This window comes from Pseudomonas sp. AC463, assembly GCF_979253585.1.
Map to the genome: position 1 here is coordinate 216,419 of NZ_CEEDDZ010000004.1, position 19,692 is coordinate 236,110.

Genomic DNA, 19,692 nt, shown 5'->3' on the forward strand with positions numbered 1-19,692 from the left:
CTGCCTTCACCGACTATTATGAGGAGCCTTCGATTCAGGTTTCTCATATACCGCAACGACTGTTTTCACCCACTCTGCTCCGGACCCAATCCGGAGCAGTTTTATGCGTTTATTTCTCTGCGAGAAACCTTCCCAGGGCCGAGACATTGCCAAAGTACTCGGAGCCACCCGGCGCAGCGATGGTTGCCTACTCGGCACCGAGACAACCATCACCTGGTGCATTGGCCACCTGCTCGAATCGGCCCCGCCCGAAGCTTATGGCGAGCAGCACAAGCGCTGGTCGCTGGATCATCTGCCGATCATTCCCACGCAGTGGCAAGTCGAGGTCAAACCCAAAACGGCAGCGCAATTCAAAGTGATCAAACGCCTGCTGAGTGAAGCCTCCAGCGTCGTCATCGCAACCGACGCCGACCGTGAAGGCGAGATGATTGCCCGCGAGTTATTGGAGCTCTGCAAGTATCGAGGCCCCATTCAGCGCCTCTGGTTATCCGCACTCAATGAGGCGTCCATTCGTAAGGCACTGTCCTCGCTGAAGTCCGGCCAGGAAACCTTCCCGCTCTACCACTCAGCCCTCGCCCGCAGCCGCGCTGATTGGCTGATCGGCATGAATCTCAGTCGGTTGTTTACCCTCCTCGGTCGGCGGGCGGGCTACGACGGTGTGCTGTCGGTTGGACGCGTCCAGACACCCACTTTACGTCTGGTGGTCGATCGGGACCGCGCGATTGCCAGTTTCGTCCCCGTGCCCTATTGGGACGTGGAGGTGCAACTGTCGTCAATGGGGGAGCCATTCATCGCGTCGTGGTTGCCGCCGAGATCGGGACGAGACGAGGCGGGTCGTTGCCTGCAGCAGGCACTTGCTGGTCAGGCGATCCAAGCGATTACCGGCGGCAAGGTTGCCACGGTAATTTCTCTGAAGACAGAACGTTTTCGTGAAGCTGCCCCCCTTCCCTTCGACCTGAGTACGCTGCAAGAAGTCTGCTCGCGCAAGCTCGGGCTCGGCGTTCAGGAAGTCCTGAATATTGCCCAGGCCCTATACGAAACCCACAAAGCGACCACCTATCCGCGTAGTGATTGCCGCTATTTGCCGGAGAGTATGTTCGAGGAGGTGCCCGCGGTACTGGAGGCGCTGATCAGAACGGATTCCGCACTGCGACCCGCACTCGGAACGCTCGATCGATCATTGCGGTCACGGGCGTGGAACGATTCGAAGGTTACGGCACATCACGGCATCATCCCCACCACCGAACCGGCGAACCTTTCGCGGATGTCCGAACAGGAGCGCAATGTCTACGAACTGATCCGTAGCCATTACCTTGCACAGTTTCTTGTGCATCATGAGTTTGATCGAACCCAGGTTGAATTGGAGTGCGGTGGGCAGCAGTTGGCGGCCGTTGGCAAGCAGATCCTGATTCCAGGCTGGAAAGGCTTGCTCTACGACGCCGCTGAGGACGATGAACCCACTCAAAAGTCCCAGGTATTACCCACGTTACAACAGGGCACACCGTGTGCAGTGAGCGACGCAGAACTCAAGGCCATGCGTACCAGCGCACCCAAGCCACTCACCGAGGGTGATCTGATCAAGGCCATGAAAAACGTGGCCAAGCTGATCAACGACCCACGCCTGAAACAAAAACTTCGCGACACCACCGGTATTGGTACCGAAGCCACGCGCGCCAACATCATCAAGGGCTTGATCGATCGTGGTTATTTGCTAAAGAAAAACCGCACCTTAATGGCCTCAGCCGCTGCCCATACCCTGATCGAGGCGGTACCTGCGGCGGTCGCGGATCCGGGTATGACGGCAATTTGGGAACAGGCCCTGGACGAAATCGAAGCAGGACGCCTGACCCTCGATGCGTTCATTGCCAAGCAAGCGGGTTGGATTGCGCAATTGGTTGAACGCTGCGGGACTCTCACATTGGCGGTGCCTGTCGAGACCGGCCCAACCTGCCCTGTTTGCAACACCTCAATGCGCAGACGTAAGGGGAAATCAGGGCCGTTCTGGTCATGCTCCCAGTACCCGGCCTGCAAGGGGACTTTACCCATCAAAAAAGAGACGCATTGCAAATGATGCGCCGCCTAATAAGTCAGGATTGCTTTTGGGGAATCAGTTGAACAACTGGCCGCTCATCTCTACAGCAAATAGGTGTTGGCCTCTGACTTGACGCTGTCACACACTCCCTGCTGTAGTACCTCCGGTTGATCGCCAATGGCGACCCAAGACCGATTAGCTCCGGGTAGCTCGGTCGGACTCGTAGAGTGCGGAGCCTTCTCCTCATGGAATAACGTTCCTACCTCATGCGTTGCTGATCGTGGCAGCGGATGACCACTGCTGCCGTTCAGAGACAGCAGTGGTCATCCGCTTCGGCGATCGTATTCAACTCCGGAGCCCGCCGGAGAAACACTGGGCACCCTTTGTGCGCGGATGCGTGCCAGCATGTTCCGATCCAGGCCACGACAAGGGTCGGTTGGCGAATCGTCACGCAGTGGAGCACGCTTTGCGAGGAGCTTTTCACTGCGTATGACCGTCAAAGGTGGCTGTTCTCTTCCGCGCCTGGCGCTCCGCCAGGCCCACTCTTCATTTATTTCATTCCAGTGATTGCCACTGTATTCCGGGTGTAAAAAATCGGGTTGCAGCGTCTTGACGCTCCCCTTTGACAGGCTTATAGAAAGGGTGTGGTTCGCTGTCGTTGACAGCCCAGCCCAGGTAGCCGGAACCTTCAAGGCTACGCCACGCTCGTGGTGGTTTACCCAAGTGCGATCAGCGTTCGGAAGCTCGCACGGTTACCGCTTCAGCGGTGATGAATGCCCACTACCCCCTGCCTGCGGACCACTACCGCGGACGCTCTTCTGCTGTGCCGCTTCTCCCCTAGACCCATCGTCCTGCTCGTCATCGGTTTGCCGATGGCGGGTAGTTCATTGCTGATCTTTGCCTTACCCACCCTGACGGGGACTCACTTCCCCGTCAGGGATTGTGCGTCGCCGTTTTTCCTTGAAACAGGAGAACCACCATGGCCCACGCCAACCAACCCCAAGAAGCGACCACTTACTTCAATTTGCACACTGTCGGTATCGGCTATCTCAACCGTGTGCGTGAAGTTCAAGTTCGCCGCGGACGGCCGTTCATGGCTTGCGATATTGCAGCCCTGCACGGTGCTACCGATGCGGTGGAATACACCCGCTTCGATTGCAAGGTCGCCGGAGGCGAAGCTGAACGCTTGATTCGTCTCTATATGGACGCCGTCAACGCCGAGAAAAAGGTGCTGCTGTCGTTTCGTATCAGCGATCTGTGGATCGATCCCTTTCTCTACGAGAAAGGCGATAAACAAGGCCAACCGGGCGCCAGCCTGAAAGGTCGTCTGTTGTTCATTGACTGGATCAAGGTCAACGGTACGCTCGAGTACAAAGCGCCCGCCAGGCAGGAAGTAACAGCACCTGCTGAGCAAGCGCCGAACAATCAGTCATCCCAAACGTCGGTTGATGCCGAAGCGGAGGAAAACGAGCCCAAAGCTCAACCCTCTCCACGCGCCGCTCAGTCCGCCTGAGCGGTTCATCAGATCCCTCACCAAGGCGCTCCCCCGAGCGCCTTTTCTTCAACCTGCACAGGAGAACCCTCATGGAATCCTTCTGGCTTTGCGACGACTGCCAGTTCGCCGCCGCATACGAAGACTACAGCACGCTCTCGCTCCACCACACGGCGGATGAAGTCGATAAACGCCACTATCCAACACGGACTGGTTCGGTTACTGCCCATCAGCGCCGACTTCAACCCCGAGTCCGGCTGGGGAATAAAAGCCTTTTCTCCGCTGCCCTGTGATGGCTGTGGTTCGCCCCTACACGGTCAACGCCACCAATTTACTCGGCTGTAAACAACGCCACATCCACTCACACCAGCGACTTTATACCCACCAGGGGATACCACTCCCCTTGGGTGTGCGCCTCCTGATAATCCTATTCGGAGGTACCACCATGAGCACCCAACTCACACTGATTGAAACCGCGGATTTCGAGGCTGATCGTATCGCCCAAGAAAACCGAGTGATCGAAGAAGCGCTGCATATCCTGGATCGTCGGTTGTTCACTCGCGGCCCCGATCTGAACTCTCCTGACAGCGTGGCTTCTTTCCTAAAATTGCAGCTTGCGCAGCAAGAGCATGAAGTTTTCGGTGTCATCTTTCTCGACGCCAAACACCGGGTGCTTACGTTCGAAGTCCTCTTTCACGGCGGCATTGATGGCGCCAGCGTTTACCCCCGCCAAGTGGTTAAGCGTTCCATGGCGAATAACGCCGCAGGTGCCATTTTTGTTCACAACCACCCCTCCGGTTGCACCGAACCCAGTCAGGCAGATCGCGTCTTGACCGTCCGACTGAAAGAGGCTTTGGCGTTGATAGAAGTGCGTGTACTGGACCACTTCATCGTGGGCAAAGGTCGTCCGCTGTCCATGGCCGAATACGGCTGGCTTTAACCCTCACAGGCGCCTTCGGGCGCCTCATTTATTGCCATTCTGGAGAACGCTCATGAAGCCCATTCACCAAACCTCAACCTTGCTGACGAGCTCAAATCCATTTGCTCGCGGCTACGATAACCTGCATGTCGATCGACTGTTACTGATCACTTACGAGGACGACTGCCCACCCTGCTTTCGCCCGTTGCACCAATCGCAAGCCCATCTGCCCGATGATGAACTGCAACTGTTCCCCTGCGTATTCAATGATGATTTCGCCTTGATCAGCGAAAGCCAATCCATTCCGGATGAATGGGATGAACGCTGCCAGTCCACCGGGTTGGTTCGCCAAGTGATCTACGCGGTGATTGGCGAAATACTCCACGAGCAGTATCACCTTGGCGACGTGTACTCCCTGGAAGAAGCCCACTCCGTGATCCATCGTTTGCGCTTCGAAACAGGGCATTACAGTCGAGCCTGGGAGATCAGCACCGCACATCTTCCCGAGGAAGCGATGTGTTATCTGAAGGCGTCGGTAGGCAACTCTACTCCCAAGCAAACCGGTCTGTTGTTCGAACTTTTCACGTTGCCAGATTGCGATGGCATCGGTTGCAAGCTGATCGGCACACCTTGGACAGACGAGAATCTGCTGAACATTGAGGACAAGCCTTATTCAAACCTGAAACAAGAACAACTCGATGCTGGCACGCCGGAAGCCTTGGTCAAGGTGCTGTACCTGGCGGCGTTGGCGGATGTGCGATTGTTGATCTTCGATCCCGATGCTGCCGTCTTGTCAGGGCTCGCCGCTTTTGATGAATAGCAACATGAAAAGTGCTGTTTTAAACGGCCTTCCCTGAATCGATTTTCTCACTGAATCCCCCCTTCCCTCATGTCAGGTTCTGCACTGAATCTGACATGAGGATCTTTCCATGGGCCGTTTTTTCACGCTGGTCTGCCTGCTAGGCGTACTGAGCGCCTGCACTGCGCAAGCCCCCAATACATCGCAGCTCAACCCAACGCTCAATACTGGTCCCAGTCGTGTCAAGTCCTCGATTGACGCTACCGAAGGCAGTCATCAGCCAGAGATCCGCTATGGTCGCTATACGCTGGTCAGCACCGCGCCGACCACGGAGCAACGGGACCTGCTCGCCCAAATCATCGACGTAAGTATTCCGTCCAACCTTAGTCCTTCGGTGCAGTATGCACTGCACTATGTGTTGCTGCGCTCGGGTTATTCGCTCTGCCCAGACGCTGCGCCAGTGACAGTACTCTTCAGCCGCCCCCTGCCGGCGGCCCATTACCGGCTGGGTCCAATCCCTTTGCGCAACGCCCTACAGGTACTGTCCGGCCCGGCCTGGCAACTCACGGTTAATGACGTCGACCGCTCGGTTTGCTTCGAACAGAGAAAAGCGGATACCAGCGCCACGCCGATCACGCCCGCCCCGTCCCCTCCGATGGAGGCGCACCCATGAAAGCCTCGACGTTTCAAACCCTCATCATTGGGCTCCTTTGCCTCGCGATGGTCGGGCTGAGCGGCGGTTTGTATAACCAGTCTCAGCGCATGGCCGAACTACAAAACACCAGTACCCAACACCTACAGACCCTGGACACCCTGCAACGTGACTCCAGTGCCCTCAAGGACGCGCAGGAAAAGCTGCAGTTCGCATTAAAAGACCTGAGACAGATGGTCGATACCGGCGAGCAACAAGCCAATACCCTCGACCCCATGCTGGATCGGTGGGCACAAGAGATACAGGAACTGCGCGACGGTCTGGTAGCCCGTGCCACCAAGGCAGACATGACGGCGCTACGCGCACGTCTTGAGCAGCTCGAGCAACAGCTCCTGGACCTCAAGTCCAAGCCTTCAGCGCCATCACTGACTCCTTCTACTGCCAAACCGAAAAAGACCGCTCGCCCCCAGCCCGCCCTACTCTCGCCACCATTCTCTGTGTTGGGTGTCGAGTCCCGCGGGGGTGAGCGCTTCTTGGTGATCGCCCCTCATGACAGTCACTCGCTCGTCGATGTTCGACTGCTGCATGACGGCGAGCAGACTGGCACCTGGCGCTTGAAAGCGCTGGAACCAACCTCAGCCATCTTCGCGGTGGTCGCGCATCCCGACCAGACCGTGCAGTTGCCTTGAGAAATCATCATGAACAGAACCCTACTGCTACCCGTGTTCTGCCTCTCGTCCGTGATTGCCATTGGTTCTGCGGTGGGAGATACCGATACGACCCGCTCGCAGACCCAAGACACGCAGTCCATTCCTCTGAAGCACTCCCACACGAAACAGGCTGCGAGTTGGGGATTGACCGAACAGGAATGGTCACGCTTCGAACAAATCCAAGCGGGTCCACGCGGCATCTGGAGTCCGAATCTCGATCCGTTGACGGCACTGGGGGTCGAGGCCCAGACCGATCAGGAGCGCCAGCGCTATGCCGAACTGCAGGTCACGCTGGAGGCCAAACGCGCCGAACGCGAACTGGCCTATCAACAGGCTTACACCGCCGCCTGGGCCAAGCTGTTTCCCGGACTGTTCCCAATCCAAGGCATGGCATCCCCATCCCCTGCCAGTTCATCTGTCGCGCCCCGCCCAGTCCTGTTCGTTGAGGACCAATGCCAACCGTGTATTGCCGAAGCACAGCGCCTGCAAAGTAGCGACGCCGCGTTCGATATCTACCTGGTGGGCAGCCAAGGCGAGGATGAGCGCGTCCGCTCCTGGGCTCGGCAAGCGGGTATCGACGCGGCCCGGGTTCAACGCCGGCAGATCACCCTGAACCATTACCGCGGCCACTGGTTCAGCCTCGGCGCGCCGGGGCCACTGCCCGCCACTTTCCAACAGGTGAATGGACAATGGCAGCGCTTAGATTGAGTGGTCTTATCCTCATGCTGGTGATGCTCGCGGCTCATGCTGACGAGCTGCCGCCACCGGCCTACCAATTGGCGGCGCATGGCGCCGACATACCCTCGGTGGTGCTGTTCGCCATCGCCTTGCAGGAGAGTGGTGTCCGCGTCCGTGGTCGGCTGCTGCCCTGGCCCTGGACGCTGAACATCGCCGGAACACCCTACCGCTTCGCTACCCGCCAAGCGGCGTGCCACGCCTTGCTTCAGGCGCTCGCCCAACATGACGCCAAGCGAGTCGATGCCGGGCTCGGGCAAACCAACCTGGGTTACCACGGACAACGTTTCTCCAGCCCCTGCGAATCCCTCGACCCCTACCGAAATCTCGCCGTTACCGCCGCGCTGCTGCGTGAGCATCACACCGCCACCGGCGATTGGGTGTTGGCTGCCGGGCGCTATCACCGTCCGGCGGGAGGTACGCCGGCCACGCGCTACCGCGCCGGCTTTTCCCAGCAACTCGAACGGCTGCTGGCTTCCTTCAAGCAGGTCACACCACCATGAAGCGAGTCTCCCTTACCTGTTATTCCATCTTGCTCTTGGCACCTTTCGTCCAGGCGGAGCTGGCCGCCATCGATGGTCTGCATGACGATTTCGCTCACCCCTACCTTCCAGTCTCGGGAGCTCGGTTGAATGACCGTGTCCCGTCCGATCGGCCCATTCATGCAGACCTGTCCGCATTTGCCGATGAGGCCTGGATACTGCCGGTCAGCAGTTCCCGGTTGAGTCCTGGCCAGATCACGCCTCGATCGCTGAACATGCCGGGCTTAAAGCCGTTCTTTCTGGTAGGTGACGACTCCCAGTCGCTGGCCTGGCTGCACCAACACGCTGCTAAATTGCGCGGAATGGGCGCGGCCGGCCTGGCCGTCGAAGTCGCCGATATCAAAGCTCTGTCCCGGATCCGAGCAGCGGCTCCGGGCATCACCATCCTGCCGGTCAACGGTAACGACATCGCCACCCGGTTACAGATCGAGCACTACCCCGTCTTGGTCACCGCCACCTCGCTGGAACAGTGAGTCCAGTCCATGACCGAGCACGTGATGGAGTCCAAACTCCGGCCAGCAGTGGAGCTCTACACCGTCGCGATCTGCATCGCAGCTGCGACACTCTGCCTGTATTCTCCCTGGGCCGTGGCCCTGTCACCCGAGATTGGCCGGATCGCGGCGCTGGCCTATGCATTGTTCGGCTTTATCCGGTTGCGCCAGGCCTGGGACGTGCTGCGTTATCGCCGCAATATCCGCCGATTGCCCCGCTACGAACTGACCAGTCGGCAGATTCCCGTCAGCCGCAAGCGTCTGTTCATGGGCCGCGGTTTTCGTTGGTCCCGCCTACACACTCAGCGCTTGGTCGAGGCCCAAGATCCAGCCGTCGCCCGCTATGTCGATCCATCGACTCACTACCGTCTGGCGCGTGGACTCGAGCACCACCTGGAGCATGCACCGTTTCCACTCTCAACCTTGGCGCGTATCACGGCCTGGGACAGTGTCTTCAACCCAGTACGTCCGTTGCCACCGGTAGGTGGCTCACCGCTGCTGCATGGGGTCGAGCCGGATGAGATGGAAGTCAGCCTGCCATTGGGTGAACGGGTTGGACATACGCTAGTACTGGGCACCACGCGTGTCGGCAAGACGCGATTGGCCGAGGTGTATATCACCCAGGATATCCACCGCATAGAACACGAGGTGGTGATCGCCTTCGATCCCAAGGGCGATGCCGACTTACTCAAGCGCATGTATGTCGAAGCGCGACGGGCCGGCCGGGAAAAAGAGTTCTACGTCTTCCATCTGGGTTGGCCGGAGATCTCTGCACGCTACAACGCTTTGGGACGTTTCGGGCGTATCTCGGAGGTAGCATCGCGCATCGCCGGACAGCTCAGCGGCGAAGGCAACTCCGCAGCCTTCCGGGAATTCGCCTGGCGCTTTGTCAACATCATCGCCCGCGCCCTGATCGAACTGGGCCGGCGGCCGGACTACCTGCAGATCCAACGGCACGTGGTCAACATCGATGCACTGTTCATCGAATACGCCCAGCAGTTTTTTGCCAAAACTGACGCAAAAGCATGGGAAGTTATCGTTCAGATCGAAGGCAAACTTAACGAGAAGAACACTCCGCGACATATGGTGGGACGCGAAAAGCGCGTGGTGGCCATCGAGCAATACCTGGCAGCAAAACGAGTATTTGATCCAGTGCTGGATGGACTGCGCTCGGCGGTGCGGTATGACCGGACCTATTTCGACAAGATCGTCGCTTCGCTGCTGCCGCTGCTGGAGAAACTCACCACCGGCAAGACCGCTCAATTACTGGCTCCCAACTACACCGACCTGGATGACCCGCGGCCGATCTTCGACTGGATGCAGATCATCCGCAAACGCGGCATCGTCTATGTCGGCCTGGACGCGCTGACCGATGCCGAGGTTGCCGCGGCGGTAGGCAATTCCATGTTTGCGGATCTGGTCTCGGTCGCCGGGCACATCTACAAGCACGGCATTGATCAGGGACTACCGACAGGGAGTAGCAGCACAGAAAAACTGCCCATCAACCTGCATGCCGATGAGTTCAACGAATTGATGGGCGATGAGTTCATTCCGCTGATCAACAAAGGCGGCGGCGCCGGCATTCAGGTGACGGCCTACACCCAGACCCTCAGCGATATCGAAGCGCGCATTGGTAACCGCGCCAAAGCCGGCCAAGTCATTGGCAACTTCAACACCCTGCAGATGCTCCGCGTACGCGAGACCGCCACTGCCGAGTTGCTCACCCAACAGTTGCCCAAGGTCAATGTACTGACTAAAACCCCGGTCTCCGGCGCCACCGACACTTCCGATCCTCAGGCCAATACCGACTTCACCTCGTCTTCGCAGGACCGCGTCAGCAGCACCAGCGTGCCGTTGATCGAGCCTGCGCACATTGTCAGTCTACCCAAGGGGCAAATGTTCTCCTTCCAGGCCGGAGGGCAACTCTGGAAGGTACGAATGCCGTTACCTAAACCCTCCAACGACGATGCCATGCCCAAGGACCTGCAGGAGCTGACTCAGCGGATGCGGGCGGCCTACAACGAGCAAGCGGGGCAATGGTGGAGTGCGAGCGGGGGTGGACCAACCATTGACTTCAATCTGGATCAGGTGGGGTAACCCTGCCCCGACCTCAGTTGCGGCTCAGAAAAAACACATTCAGAAGGCGTCGTGACGACATTCGCTTGTGGCGCGCGACGGAGTGAAAGATGGCGACGCCCACACAAAATACACCACCACAACCGATCCAGCGTCCAGGATTGATCGTCTCGGCGATCAGCCTGACCCTGCGCATTATCGGATTGCTGATCGCCTCGTTACTGTTCTCGATCCTGATCGAGTTTGCCGGCCTACTGCTGTTCTGGGGCGATCAGGGTTGGCGGCACAGTCAGGCTATGCTGACCAGCGAACTGGGCTGGCTGAGCGAGCATTTCAAATCGTCACTTATCATCCAGCAACCCAGGCAAGCAATCTTCCAGTGGCTGGATTTTCTCAATCAGTGGCTGCTGGTCAAGACGGGCTTTGCAGACTTTGCCCAGCAGGCACGGGCGTCAGGTCGGGGCACCGGCTTTTGGAGCTGGATCAACCAGTTCTACGTGAGCATCGAGGATTTTGTGTTGGCAGCGGTGTATGTCACCTTCACCTTCGTGGTGCGTCTGACCATTTTGGCCATGGCGACGCCCTTATTTTTACTGGCTATGTTCACCGGTTTGGTTGACGGTTTGATGCGGCGCGACCTGCGCAAATTTGGAGCAGGAAGAGAAAGCAGTTTTGTCTACCACCGTGCTAAACGAGCGGTGATACCACTGCTGATTGTGCCGTGGATTGTTTACCTATCACTGCCCTTTTCGCTCAACCCGCTGGTTATTTTTGTACCGTGCGCCGCAATGCTTGGGGTAACAACGGCAATCACCGCCGCGACATTCAAGAAGTACCTTTGACAACCGCATACCACTTGCAGATACGCGCCCCCAAAGAATGAATCGACCTGTCTTTCTAGGCGGCCTCTAGTTCATCCAGACACTCCCCAAAAAAAGTGATTCATTAAACCTCAGGTTTCTTACTGAATGATTCGACCTCTGACTTGATTCTGTCTCCAGATCCACATGGGCCAGCATCATGCCAATTAACTTCGTTCGCTGTTCACTCCTCTCGCTAGCTATCGTCGATGGCAGCAGTTATGCCGCCTCTGCTCATGAGCAGGATCAGCTCAGCCTAATCCAGCAGCAACTCGACACTATCGAACATCTAGCCTCTCGTGCCGAAGCCACCCGTGCATCAGAAGCCGACGAGCGCTATCGCTTCGATTATCCCCGCCTGACCCTGGATATCCAACGCATTCGCCAAGGTGTGCAGAACTATCTATCCCCCTCCCGCGCCCAGCCCCGAGATCCCGGTGAGCTGGCCGGCGACTACCGTCTCGACACTCAGTGCGCGAAGCCCTAGCCATGAGCATGACTGACGCTCAGACATCGGCCTTCCAAAACGCCTCCGGTTTCTCGCCGCAGAGCAGTTCGACGCTGTGGATTTCCCTGGTTTTGGTCTTGGCGTTGCTCTGGTGTACGTGGGTGATGTGGACCGCTTACCGGGGATGGGCGACAGGCAGTGTGCGCTTCGGCGCGGTTGGTGGCAGCGCTGCCCGCGTGCTGCTCACCTTGCTGGTGCTGATGTTTTTCACTCTGTCCTAATCCCGGAGATCGTCGTCATGTTCAAGTGCTTTGTCCCGCTGAAAAACAACCTGCGTGATCGCACCAACCAGCGCCTGATTGGCCTGCTGTTGTTGCTCGGCCCAAGCCTGGCCTTTGCCGAACTCCCGACCATGGAGGCTCCTTCCCGGGGCGAAGGCTCAGGTTTGATTGAGACGATCAAAAACTACGCCTACGACGGAGGCATCCTGCTCGGCCTGCTAATCGCCCTGCTCGCGTTTCTCGGCGTGGCCTGGCACTCACTGACCGTGTATGCCGACGTGCAAAATCAGCGCAAGACTTGGAAAGACCTCGGCGCTGTGGTCGGCATCGGTGCCCTGTTGGTGGTGATCATCATCTGGTTCCTGACCAAGGCCGCCGCAATTTTGTGAGGTCGACATGAACGACACTATCGAACGCCTTGCCGACGGCACGCTGGTCTTTCTGCCTGAGCGACTCAATCGTGATCCTGCCGTACTGCGCGGTTTGACCAATGATGAGATGTGGGTGGCGCTCGGTGCCGGCGCACTCATCGGCCTGCTGCTGGGCGTTCCTCTGGCGATCGCCACCGCCTCCATTGCTGTGGCACCGACCAGCATGATCGCGGGCATGGCACTGGTATTATTTGCCGGCGGCACGCTAGTGCGCCGAGCCAAACGAGCCCGCCCCGAGACTTGGTTGTACCGCAAGCTCGAATGGATACTCGCCAGCCGTTGGCACCTGGGTCGCAAAAGTTTGATTCTCCACTCCGGCGCCTGGACAGTTCGCCGTTCCCGTCGACTGCGCCCTGCCCTGTCCCGGTGGCAACCATGAGTCGTTTTCGGAACAAGGTGGACGCCCAACAGGCCCATATCTTCAGCCTGCGTCTGGCGGTAATGGTGCTTGCCCTGATCTGTGCCGGTCTCTGGTTTGGCTGGCGCTCGGCACCGACCGATCTGACCGTGCATGTACCGCCAGATCTGCGCTCGGGCAGCACGCGCAAGTGGTGGGATATCCCTTCAGAGAATGTGTATGCCTTTGCCCTGTACATCTTTGGTCAGCTCAATCGCTGGCCTACGGATGGCGAGCAAGATTATCGCCGCGCCATCTATGGCTTGCAGTCGTACCTGACACCCTCCTGCAAGGCCTTCCTCGATGGCGACTACGAGTACCGCAAGGCCGCCGGCGAACTGCGCCAGCGGGTACGTGGCGTCTACGAAATTCTGGGCCGAGGCTACAGCGAAGATCCCGAACTCAGGGTCAAGCAACTCGATAGCGACAGCTGGCTGGTCAAACTCGACCTCAACGCCGATGAGTATTACGCCGCCGAACCGGTGAAACGGGTGGTGGTGCGTTATCCATTACGGGTGGTGCGTTTTGATCTGGACCCCGAACGCAATAAATGGGGACTGGCACTGGATTGTTATCAGGGCACGCCGCAAAAGATCTCCCTGCCTGGAGGTGAGTCATGAAGCGGATTTCTACCCTGGGACTCACCGTCGTACTGATGCTATGGGGAGTTGCGGCGCAGGCCGTCGAGCTGATGCACTGGGAACGCCTTCCCCTGGCGGTCCCGCTGGTGATCAATCAGGAGCGGGTGGTCTTTGTCGATGAAGATGTCCGAGTCGGTATGCCCTCAACCCTGACCGGCAAGCTGCGCGTGCAATCAACCGGCGGCACGCTGTACCTGCGCGCGTCGGAAGCCATTGCACCGACCCGACTGCAACTGCAATCGGTCGCGACGGGCGAGATCATCCTGCTGGATATCGCGGCCACTCCCGGTGATCAACCGCTGGAGCCTGTGCGTATTCTCAAGAATGCTCAGGTGCAAGCTACCGAGGCTGAATCCAGCACCGTCCCGATTCCAGAACGCACGCCGATCCCGGTCGCTTTGACGCGCTACGCCGCGCAGAGCCTGTACGCGCCTCTGCGCACCGTGGAGTCCCTGCCCGGTGTACGACGCGTCCCGCTCAAGCTTCACACCGAACTGCCAACGCTGCTACCGACCGAAAACGTCTCCAGCAGACCGATCGCCACCTGGCGACTCGGTGATTATTGGGTGACGGCGGTGAAGTTGCGCAATCGTGGTTCAGCGACGGTGCAACTCGATCCGCGTCGGCTTCAGGCCAAACTGTTCGCCGCAGCCTTCCAGCATGCTTTCCTCGGGCCTGTCGGCAGCGCTGAAGACACCACGATTGCCTACCTCGTCACCCGCGGTGCTGGCCTCGAACAAGCCGTGCTGCTCCCGCCCGTTGCGCGAGGTGCTGACGATGAAGGCTAACGCATTGCTCAAATGGCTGGTACCGGCTGCGCTGCTGGCCGTGGTGTTTATCATCCTGAAAACCTGGGTCGCGGGTAGTACTCCCTCTCCAGAGCACCCAGTTGATCAGGGCAACATTAAGTTATCCGCCGAGCAAGCCAAGTCGCTCGGCATTGCTGGCGATACCCCACGCGACACGGTCGCCACCCTGGTCGGGCAGGTGAAGGCCATGCGCAGCGACATGCTCGGGTTGAAGAAACACAACGATTCACTGCAGACGGAGAACAACCGCCTGCGCGAGCGCGAAAGCAGTGTCGATTCGCGGATCCAGACGGCGTTTGGCAGCGTGACCCAGCAGGTCGACGAAGGCCGCCGCCAGGCCAACGAGGCCCGACTCAAAGCGGAACAAGACAGTCGTCAGGCTCGCGGTCTGCTGACGCAATTGCAGGAACAGTTGTCGGGGCTGACCGGCAAAGGCAAGGACATGCCGATCGGATTGGGGCTTGAGCCGGGCGACGGTGCTCAGTTTGACGGGCAGCATTCCGCCAATGATGCACTGCAGTGGATTGAGCCCTCGGACGCTCCGGTCACCGACGCCCTAGGCAAAGCCAAGGCGTCCTCCGCACTGAGTCTGCCTACCGCCTTCAACTCACTGGAAGGCTTGAACGACAACGCCATTGATCGTAGCCAGAAACAGCTGCCTGCAGTCACCCAGCGTGAGCGTGACCTGACGCGATCCGTTGATCGTACCGAAGGCGCGAAGCCGGTTTACACGATCCCTGAAAACGCCACGCTGATGGGCTCAATCGCCATGACCGCGCTGATCGGCCGAGTTCCGGTGGACGGCACCGTGAATGATCCCTATCCCTTCAAGGTGCTGGTCGGCCCCGAGAACCTGACTGCCAACGGCATCGACCTGCCGGACGTTGCGGGTGCCGTGATGAGTGGCACGGCGTCCGGTGACTGGACCCTGTCCTGCGTACGCGGACAGGTCGAGTCAATCACCTTTGTATTTACCGACGGCACCATCCGCACGTTGCCTCAGCCGAAGGCGGTCGCCAGCCGCATTGCCTCCTCCAGCCAGAGCTCGAACACCGACAAGATCCGTGGTGGACTCGGTTACCTGTCCGATCCATATGGCATTCCATGCATCGCCGGTGAGCGCCGCTCGAACGCCCAGCAGTACCTCGGCAGCCAGAGCCTAATCACGGCGGCCGGCGCCGGTGTAGCGGCCTTGCTCGGGAGTGAGCAGAACAACAGCAGCGTGATCAGCTCGGGCAGCAGTGCCATCGGAGTCACCAACAGCACGAGCAATAGCGCGCTGAATTCAATCCTCAGCGGTGGGGTCAGCGACATTCGCGAGTGGGTCAACAAACTGTATGGCGAGACTTTTGCTGCTGTGTACGTGCCCCCGGCCGCACAGGTCGCGCTGCACCTCGACCATGAGATCACCATCGACTACGAGCCCAAGGGCCGGAGCGTTCGCCATGAAAAAGACCAAGCATCTCTGTCTGACCTGGATTAGCGTGCTCTGCTTGGTCCTGGCGGGGTGTTCCACCGACAAGGACACGCTTTTGCCCCATGGTGAGCAAACCATGTTGGACATCTGGAACGGCGCCGGTTCGCAAGGCACACAGCAGCAACTGCTGGATGCTCGACAGCAGCTACGCCGCCCGCTGGCTCAGGCAGATTTCTCCGCGTCTCTTCAGGAACCCTACACGCGCACAGCGACGAACGAAATCCACAATTTGTTCCCTCGCCTGCCCAATCCCGATCTGGTGCTGTACGTGTATCCGCATTTGAGTGGTGCCGAGCAGGTACCGGTCCCGGGTTACTCGACCGTCTTACCGTTTTACCAGCGCGTGCAGTACGCGCTGCCCGGTGAACGGCAGGAAGACTTGTAGTGCGTAGCGGTGATTCGAGCAACAGCGCTCACGCCTGGAAAGCCTGGCGCAACCCTTTACGCCCTCGCGCGACCGTAGTCGATGAAGCCGCGCTCTACGCGCACAATCCCAGCTTCACCGACCATCTGCCGTGGGTCGAGCACCTCGATACCGAGCAGTGCTTTCTGCTGGATGACAATCGCTCGGTGGGTGCCGTGTTCGAGTTGCTGCCCATAGGTACCGAAGGGCGCGAACCTGATTGGCTGATGGCGGCCCGCGATGCCCTCGAAGATGCCCTGCAGGACAGTTTCGATGAACTGGATCAAGCGCCCTGGGTGGCGCAGTTTTTCTGTCAGGATGACAACGACTTCACCCCTTACCTGAGCCGGCTCACCGCCTACATTCGGGATAGCGCACGAGGGACGGCCTTCACTGAGGCGTACCTGGAACTCAGCCGCCGCCATCTCAAGGCCATCGCCAAGCCCGGCGGACTGTTCGAAGACAAGGTGGTCACTCGCCTGCCTTGGCGTGGCAATAACCGGCGGGTGCACCTGGTGGTGTATCGCTGGCTTGAGTCTGACGCTGAGGAGACGGGGCTCACCCCGGCGCAATCCCTGCAACAGACTTGCGAACGGATTGGCGCCTCGCTGCAGGCGTGCGGGGTGCAATCGGCGCGAGTCGATGGCCGCGGCCTGTATGCCTGGTTATTGCCCTGGTTCAATCCGGCGCCCAGGCTCACCGATGAAGCGCCCGAGGAGTTCTACCAACGTGTGGCCTATCCGGAGTCGGGCGATGGCGAGTCGCTGGAACTGCCTTTCGATCACGACTTCGCCGAGCGGCTGTTCTTCAATGAGCCCCGCTCGGATGTACAGCACGGACTCTGGTACTTCGACGATCAACCCCATCGGGTCATGGTGGTGGACAAACTGCGCCGGGCACCATTGATTGGCCAACTCACTGGCGAAACCCGCAAGGGCGATGCCGTCAATGCGCTGTTCGATCAGTTGCCTGAAGGCACGGTGATGAGTCTGACCCTGGTGGTCAAACCGCAGGACGTGCTTGAGGATCAGTTGAACCGTCTGGCTCGCAAATCCATCGGTGAAAACCTGGCCTCGACCCAGACCCGCCAGGATGTCGAAGAGGCTCGCGCGATCATCGGTCGCCAGCACAAGCTGTACCGCGGCACGCTGGCGTTCTACGTGCGTGGTCAAGATGAACAACAACTGCACCAGCGCTCGGTCAGCCTGGCCAACGCACTGCTAGGCGCGGGCCTGCAACCGGTACGCGAAGGCGATGAAGTCGCCGCCTGCAACAGTTACCTGCGCTGCTTGCCAATGGCTTACAACCCGGCCCGCGACCCGCGCAACTGGTACACCCGCCTGATGTTCGTCCAGCACCTGGCGAATCTGGTGCCGGTCTGGGGTCGCAGCACCGGCACCGGGCATCCGGGTATCACCCTGTTCAACCGTGGTGGTTCGCCGTTGAGCTTCGATCCGCTGTCACGCCTGGACCGGGCCATGAACGGCCACCTGCTGTTGTTCGGCCCGACCGGCGCCGGCAAGTCGGCCACCCTGGTCAGCCTGCTGATGCAGGTCATGGCCGTGTACCGCCCTCGCCTGTTTATCGTCGAGGCCGGTAACTCATTCGGCTTGCAGGGTGACTACTTCGCGACACAGGGCCTGTCGGTCAACAAGGTCCAATTGAAACCTGGCGCCTCGGTCAGTCTCGCCCCGTTCGCCGATGCTTGGCGCCTGGTCGAGCAGCCGGATCAGGTCGCGAGTCTGTCGATCGATGAGCTGGACGATGAGTCGGTAGCCAGTCGCGAGAACCAGCGTGATGTTCTCGGCGAACTGGAAATCACCACCCGGCTGATGATCACCGGCGGCGAAGCCAAGGAAGAAGCCCGGCTGAGCCGGGCCGACCGCAGCCTGATTCGTGAGTGTATCCTGGATGCAGCACAGACCTGTGTCGCGGCGGGTCGCCAGGTATTGACCCGCGACGTACGCGACGCGTTGCTGGGCGTCGCTGCCGACATGCACTTACCGGAGAAACGTCGTGAGCGTGCCCAGGAAATGGGCGAGTCCATCGACCTTTTTTGCCAGGGTTTCGAGGGTGAACTGTTCGATCGTAAGGGCACGCCTTGGCCCGAGAGCGATGTGACCATTGTCGATCTTGCCACTTACGCTCGCGAAGGCTATGAGGCCCAGATTTCCATCAGCTACATCAGCCTGATGAACACCGTGAACAACCTTGCCGAGCGCGACCAGTACCTGGGCCGACCGATTATCATGGTTACCGACGAGGGCCATATCATCACCAAGAACCCATTACTGGCGCCATTCGTGGTCAAGGGCACGAAGATGTGGCGCAAGCTGGGTGCCTGGTTCTGGTTGGCCACGCAAAACCTTGCCGACTTTCCCACTGCCGCGCAGACCATGCTCAACATGATCGAATGGTGGATTTGTTTAAACATGCCGCCGGCGGAAATCGAAGAAATCGCACGTTTCAAGAAACTCACGCCGGCACAGAAAGCCTTGCTCCTCTCCGCCAGTAAGGAGCCGGGCAAATACACCGAAGGAGTGGTGCTGTCGAAGAAGCTCGATACATTGTTTCGAGCCGTGCCACCCAGTCTTTATCTCGCCCTGGCCATGACGGAGCCAGAGGAAAAGGCCGAGCGCTGGACGCTGATGCAGGAGAACGGTTGCTCAGAGTTGGAGGCGGCTTACCGGGTAGCTGAACAGATCGATAGAGCACGAGGAATAGAATCCACATAGAGGAATCTATTCAGGTATCGCGCTCTAAAGCGAGCGACAGGTTATTGCACTGCGCCCCGGAGCCGCTGCTGAATCCTCAACAAGAATCCCGCTTCGAAGGCATCCTGGCAGTCACCGACAGGAAAGGTCTTGCGATTTTGCACCAGCTCCCACCACAGCGGAATCTCGCCGGGTTTATCAAGCCACGCCTCAGCGCATTGCACGCCACGTTCGATCATCGGAGCAAATTCGCTGCCCCACGGTGTCAGAAGACCTGAGCAACCGTCCGCTGCAGGAATTGAAATATAGTTTTCGTTCATACACACCCTAGATTCTGATTTATTGTTAGACACTGGGCCCAGCTTCAAAAAACTTAACAAAACCAAATGAACGCTCGAAAACAGCCATGAACATTAAATTGGCTAAATCAATACCAATGTAGACTATATCCCGTGGATTGAGAGTCCCTCAAGGCGCAATTTGCGCGCATGGCTCAAGACTACGAACAGCTCCGTCTACAGTTGGCGGAAAACATCCGCTTGATGCGACGCGTGAAGGACCTTACCCAAGAGCAGTTGGCGCTCATGGCCGAGGTGGATCGCACCTACGTCAGTCAAATCGAACGATGCACCGGCAATCCGTCGCTGCTGGTCCTATGCAAGCTGGCCAATACTCTCGAAATCACCACAGATCAGCTACTTGCAGATCCCGAGACCCTGCGCAGCGCCCTTCACGTCAAATAATAGTCTTACGGCTCACAAATCCGATAGATCCGCCTTCATA

At 58.8% G+C, this 19,692-nt stretch carries 22 protein-coding genes and 1 pseudogene; 22 read left to right on the plus strand and 1 reads right to left on the minus strand.

Features of this window, described 5'->3' with window-relative positions; translation table 11 throughout:
• The first annotated feature begins 103 nt into the window (after positions 1-103).
• From AC0IYH_RS06695 to AC0IYH_RS06795, 21 genes and pseudogenes are all read left to right on the plus strand, one after another.
• Positions 104-2,071 (plus strand): DNA topoisomerase III, encoded by a 1,968-nt coding sequence (locus AC0IYH_RS06695; protein ID WP_471833472.1) that lies wholly within the window; start codon positions 104-106, stop codon positions 2,069-2,071.
• Positions 2,072-3,011: 940 nt separating this feature from the next.
• Positions 3,012-3,545, plus strand: a complete 534-nt coding sequence (locus AC0IYH_RS06700; RefSeq protein ID WP_471833474.1) for an STY4534 family ICE replication protein — start codon at positions 3,012-3,014, stop codon at positions 3,543-3,545.
• Positions 3,546-3,616: 71 nt separating this feature from the next.
• Positions 3,617-3,869, plus strand: a pseudogene (locus tag AC0IYH_RS06705) (hypothetical protein).
• A 100-nt stretch (positions 3,870-3,969) separates the two neighbouring features.
• A complete protein-coding gene (radC, locus tag AC0IYH_RS06710; protein WP_471833476.1) occupies positions 3,970-4,464 on the plus strand; it encodes a RadC family protein in 495 nt (164 codons plus the stop codon).
• Between the two features lie 52 nt (positions 4,465-4,516).
• Complete coding sequence (locus AC0IYH_RS06715; protein ID WP_471833478.1) at positions 4,517-5,263, plus strand: DUF5983 family protein; 747 nt, start codon at positions 4,517-4,519, stop codon at positions 5,261-5,263.
• A 109-nt stretch (positions 5,264-5,372) separates the two neighbouring features.
• Positions 5,373-5,915 carry a PFGI-1 class ICE element type IV pilus protein PilL2 gene (gene pilL2 / locus AC0IYH_RS06720; protein ID WP_471833480.1) on the plus strand — a complete coding sequence of 181 codons (543 nt, stop codon included), beginning with the start codon at positions 5,373-5,375 and terminating at the stop codon, positions 5,913-5,915.
• Positions 5,912-6,583, plus strand: coding sequence for a chemotaxis protein (locus AC0IYH_RS06725; protein ID WP_471833481.1), 672 nt, complete (start codon positions 5,912-5,914; stop codon positions 6,581-6,583). Before pilL2 ends, AC0IYH_RS06725 begins: the two co-directional genes overlap by 4 nt.
• A gap of 9 nt (positions 6,584-6,592) precedes the next feature.
• Entirely contained in the window at positions 6,593-7,312 is a 720-nt protein-coding gene (locus AC0IYH_RS06730) for a TIGR03759 family integrating conjugative element protein (RefSeq protein ID WP_471833483.1), read from the plus strand.
• Positions 7,294-7,842 (plus strand): lysozyme family protein, encoded by a 549-nt coding sequence (locus AC0IYH_RS06735; RefSeq protein WP_471833485.1) that lies wholly within the window; start codon positions 7,294-7,296, stop codon positions 7,840-7,842. The genes AC0IYH_RS06730 and AC0IYH_RS06735 overlap by 19 nt, the downstream gene beginning before the upstream one ends.
• Positions 7,839-8,354, plus strand: coding sequence for an integrating conjugative element protein (locus AC0IYH_RS06740; protein WP_471833487.1), 516 nt, complete (start codon positions 7,839-7,841; stop codon positions 8,352-8,354). Before AC0IYH_RS06735 ends, AC0IYH_RS06740 begins: the two co-directional genes overlap by 4 nt.
• A 9-nt stretch (positions 8,355-8,363) precedes the next feature.
• Positions 8,364-10,469, plus strand: coding sequence for a type IV conjugative transfer system coupling protein TraD (traD, locus tag AC0IYH_RS06745; RefSeq protein ID WP_471833488.1), 2,106 nt, complete (start codon positions 8,364-8,366; stop codon positions 10,467-10,469).
• An 89-nt stretch (positions 10,470-10,558) separates the two neighbouring features.
• A complete protein-coding gene (locus AC0IYH_RS06750; protein ID WP_471833490.1) occupies positions 10,559-11,290 on the plus strand; it encodes a TIGR03747 family integrating conjugative element membrane protein in 732 nt (243 codons plus the stop codon).
• A 178-nt stretch (positions 11,291-11,468) separates the two neighbouring features.
• Positions 11,469-11,795, plus strand: a complete 327-nt coding sequence (locus AC0IYH_RS06755) for an integrative conjugative element protein, RAQPRD family (RefSeq protein WP_471833492.1) — start codon at positions 11,469-11,471, stop codon at positions 11,793-11,795.
• 2 nt (positions 11,796-11,797) lie between these two features.
• A complete protein-coding gene (locus tag AC0IYH_RS06760) occupies positions 11,798-12,037 on the plus strand; it encodes a TIGR03758 family integrating conjugative element protein (RefSeq protein WP_471833494.1) in 240 nt (79 codons plus the stop codon).
• A gap of 17 nt (positions 12,038-12,054) precedes the next feature.
• Positions 12,055-12,426, plus strand: a complete 372-nt coding sequence (locus tag AC0IYH_RS06765; RefSeq protein WP_471833496.1) for a TIGR03745 family integrating conjugative element membrane protein — start codon at positions 12,055-12,057, stop codon at positions 12,424-12,426.
• A 7-nt stretch (positions 12,427-12,433) separates the two neighbouring features.
• A complete protein-coding gene (locus tag AC0IYH_RS06770) occupies positions 12,434-12,847 on the plus strand; it encodes a TIGR03750 family conjugal transfer protein (RefSeq protein ID WP_463573255.1) in 414 nt (137 codons plus the stop codon).
• Positions 12,844-13,485 carry a PFL_4703 family integrating conjugative element protein gene (locus AC0IYH_RS06775; RefSeq protein WP_471833498.1) on the plus strand — a complete coding sequence of 214 codons (642 nt, stop codon included), beginning with the start codon at positions 12,844-12,846 and terminating at the stop codon, positions 13,483-13,485. Before AC0IYH_RS06770 ends, AC0IYH_RS06775 begins: the two co-directional genes overlap by 4 nt.
• Positions 13,482-14,294 carry a TIGR03749 family integrating conjugative element protein gene (locus AC0IYH_RS06780; protein ID WP_471833500.1) on the plus strand — a complete coding sequence of 271 codons (813 nt, stop codon included), beginning with the start codon at positions 13,482-13,484 and terminating at the stop codon, positions 14,292-14,294. Before AC0IYH_RS06775 ends, AC0IYH_RS06780 begins: the two co-directional genes overlap by 4 nt.
• A complete protein-coding gene (locus AC0IYH_RS06785) occupies positions 14,284-15,798 on the plus strand; it encodes a TIGR03752 family integrating conjugative element protein (RefSeq protein WP_471833502.1) in 1,515 nt (504 codons plus the stop codon). The genes AC0IYH_RS06780 and AC0IYH_RS06785 overlap by 11 nt, the downstream gene beginning before the upstream one ends.
• Positions 15,761-16,177, plus strand: a complete 417-nt coding sequence (locus tag AC0IYH_RS06790) for a TIGR03751 family conjugal transfer lipoprotein (RefSeq protein ID WP_471833503.1) — start codon at positions 15,761-15,763, stop codon at positions 16,175-16,177. Before AC0IYH_RS06785 ends, AC0IYH_RS06790 begins: the two co-directional genes overlap by 38 nt.
• On the plus strand, positions 16,177-18,930 hold the full coding sequence (locus tag AC0IYH_RS06795) for a conjugative transfer ATPase (RefSeq protein WP_471833504.1): 2,754 nt from the start codon (positions 16,177-16,179) through the stop codon (positions 18,928-18,930). The genes AC0IYH_RS06790 and AC0IYH_RS06795 overlap by 1 nt, the downstream gene beginning before the upstream one ends.
• A gap of 41 nt (positions 18,931-18,971) precedes the next feature.
• Here AC0IYH_RS06795 and AC0IYH_RS06800 read toward each other — a convergent pair whose 3' ends face one another.
• The gene (locus AC0IYH_RS06800; protein WP_471833505.1) at positions 18,972-19,229 is read right to left on the minus strand and encodes a LasR-specific antiactivator QslA; all 258 of its coding nucleotides are present in this window, start codon (positions 19,227-19,229) and stop codon (positions 18,972-18,974) included.
• Between the two features lie 168 nt (positions 19,230-19,397).
• Between AC0IYH_RS06800 and AC0IYH_RS06805 the strand changes: the two genes are divergently transcribed.
• Entirely contained in the window at positions 19,398-19,652 is a 255-nt protein-coding gene (locus tag AC0IYH_RS06805) for a helix-turn-helix domain-containing protein (protein ID WP_471833507.1), read from the plus strand.
• Positions 19,653-19,692 lie beyond the last annotated feature (40 nt).